This window comes from Mesomycoplasma hyorhinis ATCC 17981 (assembly GCF_000383515.1).
Taxonomy (GTDB): Bacteria; Bacillota_I; Bacilli_A; order Mycoplasmatales; family Metamycoplasmataceae; genus Mesomycoplasma; species Mesomycoplasma hyorhinis.
The window spans coordinates 1-10,106 of sequence record NZ_KB911504.1; the positions used below are offsets into that span (position 1 = coordinate 1).

Sequence of the window (10,106 nt, forward strand, 5' to 3'; positions counted from 1 at the left end):
CTTTTTTGTATTTTTTTACACATTCTAATTTAAATTCTAATGAATATTTCATAAAAAATCCCCTTTTCTATTTTTCTAGGAAAAGGGGATCTGCTCAAAATCTCTCATTTTTTATTATTTACTTAATTGATTAGAGTTTAAAATATTTTTTATTTTGTTTTTAAGCTCTTTAGTATCTGGGAGTTGTTTGTTTAATATTTTATCTTTTTGAATAAAACCAAAAAGTTTTTTAGCATAAATAATTAAGATAATACTAATAAAAGCAAAAATCATTGAAACTCAACAACTGCTGTAGTTTATTTTGTCTTTAATTGGTAAATTAATTAAGACATCATTTCCATTTCTTTGACGAAATATTCCTCTAGAAACCAAGCCAGGTTGAAGTGCGTTGATAGCAAAAAGAAGGAAAAAGACAGTTGGAATTAAAATAAATAAGTAAATAAATAATTTATCTCCATTTGCTCTTTGTCTGTACAGTTGTACTTGCATAGTAATTAAAAAAGCAAGGATAATACAACTAAATATGATAACTAGTGAATTCAAACTTCAAAAAATTTCTTTTAATTGAAAAGTAGTTGAAGCATTTAAAATTTTGTTAACACTTCAATAAAGTGCAGATTCTCCAGATGCTATGTAATCATATTCAGCTTGAATTCGGTTAAAAAAGACAAAATACATAGAAATTTGAAGCAAAATTGAGATAAAAAACATCAAAGATATTAATGCTAAAACAATTTTACGACCAAGATAATTAGTTTTAGAGTGAAAATATGTGAATTGATTCATTAGTTAATTCTATTTTCTGTTTTTTTATCAAATATATGAATTCTTGAAACAACAAATTCAATTCATACTTCTTGATATAGTTCAAATTCTTGATCGTTTGGTGCATTTACTATAAATTCAATGTCTTTATTTACACTCACCGCGATTAATTGATCTTTTCCAATTAGTTCAATATTTGCTATTTTGCCAAGTACAGAATTAGGTGTTTGATTAAGATGAATTTTTAGATCTTCACTTCTAAATCCAACTATTAAATCTTGATGTTGTTTTAACAAAGATAATGTTTTTGAATCTAATTCAATGTGGACATCTTCAAGAGAATTTACTAATTTTTTCCCAAAAAACTTGACATCAAAAGTGTTCATTGTTGGTGAGCCAATAAATTTAGCAACAAAGATATTTGCAGGTCTAAAATAAAGATCTTTACCTTTTCCACTTTGTTGGATTTTGCCATCATTAAAAACAACAATTTGATCACCCATAGTCATAGCTTCTAATTGATCGTGAGTTACATAAATACTTGTGGTGTTTAACATACGGTGAATATTTACAATTTCTCTTCGCATGTTTTCTCTTAGTTTAGCATCTAAATTAGAAAGTGGTTCATCCATTAAAAATACAAGTGGTTTTCTTGCTATCGCTCTTCCTATTGCTACTCTTTGTCTTTGCCCACCTGATAGATCTCTTGGTTTTCGATACAGATATTTATCTATTTTTAAAATTTTAGCAACGTCTTTTACTGTTCTATCAATAATGTCTTTTCTTTCGTTTGCTATTTTTAAACCAAAAGCGATGTTGTTGTATACATTCATATGCGGATATAAGGCATAAGATTGAAAAACCATAGCTATATTTCTTTCGTTAGGTAGTAAATTGTTATATCTTTTGCTGTTGAATAACAAATCACCTTTAGTTATTGAATTAAGTCCAGCAATCATTCTTAATAAAGTGGTTTTACCACAGCCAGATGGTCCTAAAAAGATACAAAATGTTCCTGATTTGATTTCTAAATTAATATTTTCTAAAGTGTAATTTTCATTACCTTCGTATTTTTTTGAAACATTGACTAATTTAATATCAGCACCTTGGTTTGAGTTGTAAACTTGACCTATTTCAGAAACCATTTTATCTATATCTATTGTTTCAAAACCAGAGTCTAAAAGTTAATCTTCACTTGCAAGATTTTGTAAATTTTGCTTCTTTTTTATAGGATTTTTGACATTTTTTAGAAAATTTTTAATCATATTTTATCCTTTCACAGCTCCATCACTTAATCCACCGACAATGTATCTTTGTAAATACATAAATAAAGTAAATGCAGGTAGTGATGCTAAAATAGAACCAGCTGCATAAGCTCCAGCATTTACTTGCTTTGGATCGGCGTTGATAAAAATATCTAGTCCCACAGCAAGTGTTTTTTCGGAATTTTCAATTAGTACGAATTTAGGTAAGATAACATCTGTAAATGGAGTTAAAAAAGATCAAAGAGCAACCATAATCAGTGCAGGACGAATAACAGGCACTAAGATTTTAAAAAATAAACCTCAATTAGAACATCCATCCACTTTTCCTGAATCATCTAATTCTGACGATATTGTATCTAAATAAGACTTGAGCATAAATGTATTACCAGCTATTGAACCACCAGAATAGATTAAAACAAGCATAAATATAGAAGGAATTCCTATGTTATTTCCCATTCTAACTAATAAATATAAAGAAATCAAAGCAGTTGTTGCTGGAATCATTTGTAACATCATAATCACAGTTAGCGAATGACGTGAACCAGCGAATTTAAATCTAGAATAAGCATAACCATTTAAAGCTACAGCAACAGTTGAAATAATCATTGTTAAAGTAGCAATAATTATTGTGTTTAAATATCAGCGTCCAAATAGTGATCTTGGTGAATTAAATAAATAAGCAAAGTTATCAAATCCGAATTTAAAAGGAGTTATTGAAATTATTCTTGGATTGTTAACATTAAAAGCAGCTAAAATTAGCGAAACAATTGGAAAAAGAATAATAATTGCTCAAAAAATCAAGATTAAATAGTTAAAAAATAATCAAATAATTTCTAAACCAGTTGGTGCCTTGGCATCTGATTGATTTAATTTAAGTTGTTTAGGAGCTAGTTTTTTAGGTTCTATTTTGATGCTGTCAAAGGCATGTTTATAAAAGCGTTTACGAAGTAATTTTTGTAGCATTTTTAATCTCTCCTTGACATTGATTTAATAAAACCACGAGCACCAATTGCTATTGAAAATACAGCAGCTAATGTAGTAAGTGCAGCTGCAAATGCTTGATTTCCTTCAAAATTTGCAGCACCAGTTGTTAATTTATAAACTCAAGAAATAATAATATCTGTTGAAGCTTCACCAAAGACAGTGTTTTCAGTAAAAGCTGGTCCACCACCTGTAAAAATTGAAATGGTTGTGAAGTTATTAAATGCACCGACAAACTGACCAATTAGCATCGGAGCTATCGATAAAAGAAGTGAAGGTAGTGTTAAATATCAAAATAATTGTCTTGATTTTGCACCATCAACTGAACCTGCTTCGTAAATATTTTTTGGAATGGATTGTAAATTTCCAGTTACTAACATAAAAATTCAAGCATAAGCAATTCAAGTTTGTACAACAATTACTAAAATTCGAGCTGAACCTATTTCACTTAATCAATTTTTAGGTTCCGAGATCAAACCCAAAGCAAGCATAATCGTGTTAATGTACCCATCAGATCCTTCTTTAAACGCTGTTTTTAAAAAAGAAAGAGTAACAAAGGCTGGAATTGCTCAAGGAAGAATATAAATTAATCGGAAAATCTTTTTAAAACGAAGACGAGAAGAATTTGTTAAAACAGCAATTATGATTCCAAAACCTATTGGTAAAAATGTTGAAAATACTGTTCAAATAGCTGTTCAACCTAACACTCTTGCTAAAGATAAGAACATTTTGTTTTCTCTAAATTCTCATCAATAACCTCACATTTTTAGCCCTACTCAATCAACTGTTTTTGCTGGTGCTTCGTGACCATATCCATAGTTTGTAAAAGAAATTAAAATAGAAGTAATTATTGGAGTTGCTACTATAAATAACATTAAAACTCAACCTAGAATTGAAATAACTCAAGGAAATCCACTTGTGTTTAATCATCTTTTAGTATGCGATCATTTGCTTGGACGAGAACCATATTCTAAATGTTTAGCTACTCGATATGCTCCAAGTCCTGATACTAAAAAGTAAATAATCACAAAGCAAATTAATAAAACCGAAATAACTCCACCAAATAAATAAAGCCGAGCGTCAGGGAAAATACCTTGAGCTGAGTTGTATTTTGAAGCCCCTAGATCACTAAATCCAGGAATTCCTCCCATTTTATCTCAGTAAAATCCAAAAGAAAATGGAACTACTAAAACTCAAGCAAGAATTGAAAATATTGACATTAACAATCCTTTGAGATATTGTCTAAAAAAACAAATTTCAGCTAATCCTGGAAAAACAAGTCCAAAAATTAAACTAATTCATCTTAAGTTTTTCATAGTTTCAATTGGAATGCTTTTTGTAGCTTCAGTTATTTTGCTCTCATAGAGTTTTTTATTTACTTTTATTTCTGAGAGTTCTCTTCAAAACAAAGTTTTTAAAATTTCTTTGTTAGCTAAAGATTTTGATTGAAGTTTTAATTCTTCTATTGCTTCTTTTTTATCTATTTTATATTCATAGATTTTGTTTTTGTAAGCAATTTTAGAAATGTGTTTTTCTTTAAGTTTTTGCTTTAATGAAGCTTTATTTTCTTTAAAAGTTTGTTTAATGTTTGCAAGTGTTTGTTTATTTTGAGCTTTTTCTTGAAGAAGTAAATCACTTTTTAAAAGAAGTTGATAATTGGTTTTTGCATAGATTTTTTCATAACGATATTTTAATCTACTAAGACGTGAATCTAAAAATCTTTCTTGCAGAGCTTTTGCCTCTTCTAAGTTGAATTTTCCTTCATAACTATAGCTAGATTTAATTTTTGCAATAAGTTTTTTGTATTGAGATTTTAATAAAAGTGAAAACTCAAATTGATTTCGAAAAATATTGGTTTTACTTAAAAAAATTGCAAAACAATTTTGAACTAAAATGTTTGATTTTTCTTCATTTTTAAAGGCATTTAGTGTTTTTAAGATTTCTTGATTTTTTTGTTTTAATTCAAGAGCTGACAAGTTATTAAAAGAAAAGTCAATTTTATTTATTTTTAATGAATTTTTAACTAAGAAAGTATATAAATCTTTACAAAGTTGAAGTGTAGCTCTTTGTTTGTAAAAAGCTTTAAAAGATTTATATTTTGCTTGTAGTAATTTAGATTGAGCTTTTGCTTCTGCAATTGTTTTATTTATTTTCTCTTGGTTTATTTTTTCTGATTGCAAAATGCTTTCTTTTTGTTGGGCAATTTTTGCTAATGATGCTTCTTTTTTCTTTCTATTTTCGGCATTTAATTCACTAATTTTGCTTTTAAATTTATATTCAAGATTTAGTATTTTTTGTTGAGTTTCTAAAATAATACTTTTTTTCTCTTTTTGATAAAGTTCTTTTTCAAGTTTGTAAGTTTTTTGATATTTTTGTCAAATTTCTTGTTTTTTATTAAAAAGATAAAGTCTTTGTTTTTCTATGTTTTCATAGACAGATTTGAAAAATTCAGAAATATTTGTATTAATTTTTTCAACTAATAAAATTTCATTTTCAAGCAAAAAGATTTTGATTTTACTAATGTCAAAATCTCTATCTTGATGTTTTTGTAAATAAATTTTAATAATAGAATAAATTGTGAATTTTTTAAATAATTCTAATTCTTCAGCTCTTGTAGTTATTTTTAAATTATCAATGTTATCTAATTTAGTGTTTAATTCATCAGCAGATTTTGACAGTGAATAAACAAAATCTTTAGCATAAGTTTGTGTGTCTTTGAGCTTGAGTTTAAGTTTTTTAAGTTCAAAATTTAAAAGTGGAATTGTTGAATTTGCAAAAGAAAGTTTTTTAACTGAATCTTTTAAAACAGCTATTTTATTTTTATAAGCCACTTTATGACTTGCTAAATTTCTTTTTAAATTATCACTTAGTTTTTGTCTTGCTCTTAAAAACAAATCTTTATCACGATTTTGTTGTGATTTAATATAAATTTCTTGTCTACTGAAAATGTTTTGAATTTGCTTTTGGTAAGCTTTTAGGCTATTCGAGCTCTCAGGCAAAATTGGATCAAAAGCTTTTCCATATCAGTTGTATAGCTTTAAATTTTCCATAATTATTTACTTTTTCCTTTGTGGATTTTGTATCATTGATAATAATTAAATTTTCTTTGAATATGGTACTGTGCTAAAAATATAATTAAACTAATAACAACAGATCCAGATATTAAAGAAACTAATATTCCAAGTCCTAATTGAAATGTTGTATAAAATGATGTTCCTTGATAAAAAGGAAGGAAAATCAAGGTTATAAAAACTAAAATTCAACAAATAAAGAATACATATCCTGCTTTTAATTTATGTCGTAGTAAAACAAGATAAATTAAGAAAAAAATTAATACAAAATTGTTTGCAAGATAAGCAATTAAAGTTTTTGTTGCAAGAGAAATTGCAAGAGTAGAAATTTGTTCTTGAGTTAAATTTTTAGTTAGCTCACTTTGCTTGATTCCGTAACCAAAAGGGATTAAAACCCAAATAACTAGAGCCAAAGCCAAAAGAGCTAATAAACTAATTAAAATATAAAATTGCGACTTGAAAATATAAGTTTTATATTTGGGATACATTATTCACTTAATTTAACAGATACACTTGCTCCGTCTTTTAAAGAATTAGCGAATTCTGTAAATACTTCTGAAAATTTATTTTCTAAAACGTTTAAAAATGTTTGTGCACTATTTACATTTTGACTTTTTAGTTGTTTGTATCATTCAACATTTCCTAAAACTTGATCATTTCATCTACCTCATACAAAGGCAAATTGTGGATTAGATGAGTCAAAACGAGATGGTTGAGTTTGTAAAATTCCAACTCCACCTTGATCTAATGTTTTAGTTGAAGTAATAACGTTTAGGATTTTGTCAAAACTTAATAATTTGTCATATTGTTCTAATTTATTAATTACAACTTGGCCTTTGTAATTTGAAGGTGTTCCATCTTTTTTAGGCATGTTGTTGTTTTGTAATTCATCTTGTACTAGTTTTGTTATTCTAGCTGCGTTTATGTAGTTTTGGAAGTAGAGTTTTGTTGCTTTTTCAATTTCTTGATCAGAAACTGCTACTTTTGCTGTTTCTTTTGAAAATTCTTTAGCTCTAGCTACAACATCTGCAATTAATTTATCTAAAGTATTGTTTGTAATTGCTTCAGAAATTTGTTTTAGTAATTCAACAACATCTGTTGTTTTATTATCTCCGTTTGCTCCAAAAATAATTTTTTCAACTTTTCTTATATGGAAAGTACCTTCAAGGTTGTCTTTTGGTTGTTGTTGAACAATTTGATCTTTGTATTGCTCAGAGAGTTTTGCAAAGGCATTATCCTTCATTTTAGAAGCACCAATTTGTCAAGACTCACCATTTCCAACTAATTGAGTGCTTCAGTTATCTTTTAATCCTAGAAGAACTGCAATTGTGTTTCTAAGAGCTAAAGTTGGCTTCATTTGAGAAGCTAATTGATCATATTTTTCAGCTTTGATAAAGCTTGCTCTTTTTGTTGGATCAATGTTCATTTCGCTAGTTGGAGTTAAGTTGTCATCAGCGTCAGGATTATTTAGATTTTTTGGAGTTTCTCAACTAGGTCAAAATACTCCTGTGTTCATAAATTCAATTAAAGGTTTTAAGAAGGTATTTGTAGCATTTTGAAGCTCTTTTGCATCTGCATAACCTAAATCAGTAGCTAACTTATGAATAGAATCAAATGCTTGCTTGTTGTCTTCTAAGATTTTTTCTTTTACTTGATCTTGTCTGTGCTGTGAATAAGGTACTTTGGAATCGCTTTTGAAGTATTCATAATATGGATCGATTTCAAAAACAATTTTTAGAAATTGAGAAATTGCATCTTTTCTATCTTTTGAAGCTCCATTATTTCTTGAATTAATCATGTAAGATCAAGAACCTGGTGCTTGTTTGTATTGAGCATTTTCATTTACTTTGATTACGTTGAAAAAAGATTTAGCTCCACCTGCTATTTCAGAGTTTTGCACATCTCATGTTCCAATTAAAGAATAAGAAATTTTGTTTTCTTTCATTAATTTCATAGCTGAAGCGTAAACGTTACCCATATCTTTTACATATAATGATTGTAAATCACTTTGAGTAATACCTTTTTTAAATCAAACAGTCTTTGAAAACTTGCTTTCATCCATTATATATGCTGCATCAATTACAGGTCAAAGAACATCGACAACAGCTTCTAAACCTTTTTTGTAAATTTCATGGAATTTATCTCCTTTAATAAATCCAGAAGAAACTTTGTTTGCTTCATCACTTGAAAGATAAAGGATTTTTGAAGCTAAATATTTGTCTAGATTTTTACCATATGCTTCTTTTTGTGAAGGAGTTAATGAGTTTCAGTAAGCTTCCATCCCACCGTAAAAAATTCCATTACCATATCATAAATCTTGTAATCTTAAAACAGTTTCACCCTTTTCTACTAACTCTTTTAAAGTATCTGTGCTTGGGTTTTTAAATACTTCACGAGTTTCTTCTTCAGATTTGTTTGAAGCTATAACAATTCCTTCCTTATTGTGTCTTAAACCTACAAATTTTGTTACTTCATCTAATCCATCTTTGGATATAGCTTTAACATTTCCAAACTCTCTCATATCTTCTTTTTGTTGTTGACTTAAAGAAAGTTTAGTGGCAATGTCATTGAATAAATTAGGTGAAAAAGTGTTAATATCTGCTAATGCATTTTTTTGCATAAAGTCAGTTAATCTATCTTGTGGAGCATAGAAAATATCTGGAACAGATTTATCATCAAGACCTTGAACTGTAAAATCTAAAGCAGCTCAAACGTCCTTGTTAATTGTTTTAATACGAAAACCTTTGTTATAGGATTCAGTTTTATTAAATAGTTCAATAGCTTTTTCATAAAATTTTGTTTGAACTCCATCAACAGCTACATAAATATCTTTTTGTTCACTAATTTTATCGCTTTGACCACAAGAAATTAATGTGACTAATGAAGCAAATCCTAAAACCATAGGGCTAAAAAGTAAAAATTTATTTTTTTTCATAAATTATTCCTCATAATAAATTTTTTGGATTATTTATTCAAAGGCGAGAAGATTTTTTTGATATGCCATCAGAGAGAAAATTAGACTAATAGGTGATATTAAAAATATTCCAGAAATAGCAGCAATTAAAGCAATTGTTTTGTTAAATTCTGTTTTAGAAAGTATAAAAAAAACATGTATAGACATAAATATCTGTACAATTCAAGACAAAATCAAGATTGTGATTAAAATCCTAACTTCAAAAGTTTTTAATTTTGTAACTAAATTTACTAAAAAAGTATTTTCATTTTTTAGATATTGTAAATTTTGAATTACTATTAATAAGATTAACTCACAAATAAAGATTAATATGCTAGAAAAAAGCATAAAAAGATATTCAAGAATTTTTGGTTTATACTTTCTTTCTAAAGGCAGCTTTCCAAAAAATATTCATCTTAGTTTAGTTAAAAATGAAATTGTTGAAAACTGCTCTCTCTCTCTCTCTCTCTCTATCTCTCATAATCCTAATAACATTATACATTATTTAAAAAGTGTAAATTTTTAAATTTACTTCCAAACGACTAGATTTTCTGTTAATTCTTGATGCATCAAAATAAAGAAAATTTTGATTTTATGTTTCATTTTCATAAAATAACTACAAAAATATACAAGATTTTCACACTTGAATACAGTGTAAGGTTGGAGAGTTGTTTGAATTAGATGGAGGAGGATTTGTTTCTAAATATGAAATTCAAAATAATCCTGGCAAGTATCCTGTTTATTCATCGCAAACCACCAATAATGGAACAATGGGTTATATAAGTTCATATAAATATGATTTAGAATGTTTAACTTGAACCACCAGAGGTTATGCTGGTGTAGTGTTTTATAGAAACGAAAAATTCAGTGTTTCTAATTCTGGTTTATTAATTTTTAAAAGAAACATAATTTACAATTATCGATATTTTTTATTTGTTTTTCAAATGGCAGATATTCAAAAATCAATGACTGCAGGGAACATTCCACAATTTACTGTCGAAATGATGAAAGAAGCGGTTTTGACTTATTCTAATAACTTAAATGAACAACGAAAAATTTCTCAACTTTTTT

The 10,106-nt window shown here is 27.5% G+C and carries 8 protein-coding genes; 1 reads left to right on the top strand and 7 read right to left on the bottom strand.

Annotated elements, in window-relative coordinates; genetic code table 4:
• Window positions 1-114: 114 nt before the first annotated feature.
• The 7 genes from F801_RS0103790 to F801_RS0103820 all read right to left on the bottom strand — a co-directional run bounded on the left by F801_RS0103790 (window position 115) and on the right by F801_RS0103820 (window position 9,530).
• Entirely contained in the window at window positions 115-786 is a 672-nt protein-coding gene (locus F801_RS0103790; protein WP_015084077.1) for a hypothetical protein, read from the bottom strand.
• A complete protein-coding gene (locus F801_RS04130) occupies window positions 786-1,910 on the bottom strand; it encodes an ABC transporter ATP-binding protein (protein ID WP_230493938.1) in 1,125 nt (374 codons plus the stop codon). Before F801_RS04130 ends, F801_RS0103790 begins: the two co-directional genes overlap by 1 nt.
• A 123-nt stretch (window positions 1,911-2,033) precedes the next feature.
• Window positions 2,034-2,993: a sugar ABC transporter permease gene (locus tag F801_RS0103800; RefSeq protein ID WP_015084078.1), complete on the bottom strand. Its 960-nt coding sequence runs from the start codon at window positions 2,991-2,993 to the stop codon at window positions 2,034-2,036.
• 2 nt (window positions 2,994-2,995) lie between these two features.
• On the bottom strand, window positions 2,996-6,061 hold the full coding sequence (locus tag F801_RS0103805) for an ABC transporter permease subunit (protein ID WP_020104679.1): 3,066 nt from the start codon (window positions 6,059-6,061) through the stop codon (window positions 2,996-2,998).
• A gap of 2 nt (window positions 6,062-6,063) precedes the next feature.
• Window positions 6,064-6,570, bottom strand: coding sequence for a hypothetical protein (locus tag F801_RS0103810; RefSeq protein WP_013302029.1), 507 nt, complete (start codon window positions 6,568-6,570; stop codon window positions 6,064-6,066).
• Window positions 6,570-9,017: a hypothetical protein gene (locus F801_RS0103815; RefSeq protein WP_020104680.1), complete on the bottom strand. Its 2,448-nt coding sequence runs from the start codon at window positions 9,015-9,017 to the stop codon at window positions 6,570-6,572. Before F801_RS0103815 ends, F801_RS0103810 begins: the two co-directional genes overlap by 1 nt.
• Window positions 9,018-9,050: 33 nt before the next feature.
• Window positions 9,051-9,530, bottom strand: a complete 480-nt coding sequence (locus F801_RS0103820) for a hypothetical protein (protein ID WP_020104681.1) — start codon at window positions 9,528-9,530, stop codon at window positions 9,051-9,053.
• 173 nt (window positions 9,531-9,703) lie between these two features.
• On the opposite strand from F801_RS0103820, the gene F801_RS04135 reads away from it, so the two are divergent.
• Window positions 9,704-10,106 (top strand): restriction endonuclease subunit S (locus tag F801_RS04135; RefSeq protein ID WP_020104682.1); only part of this gene is annotated, 403 nt, incomplete at its 3' end.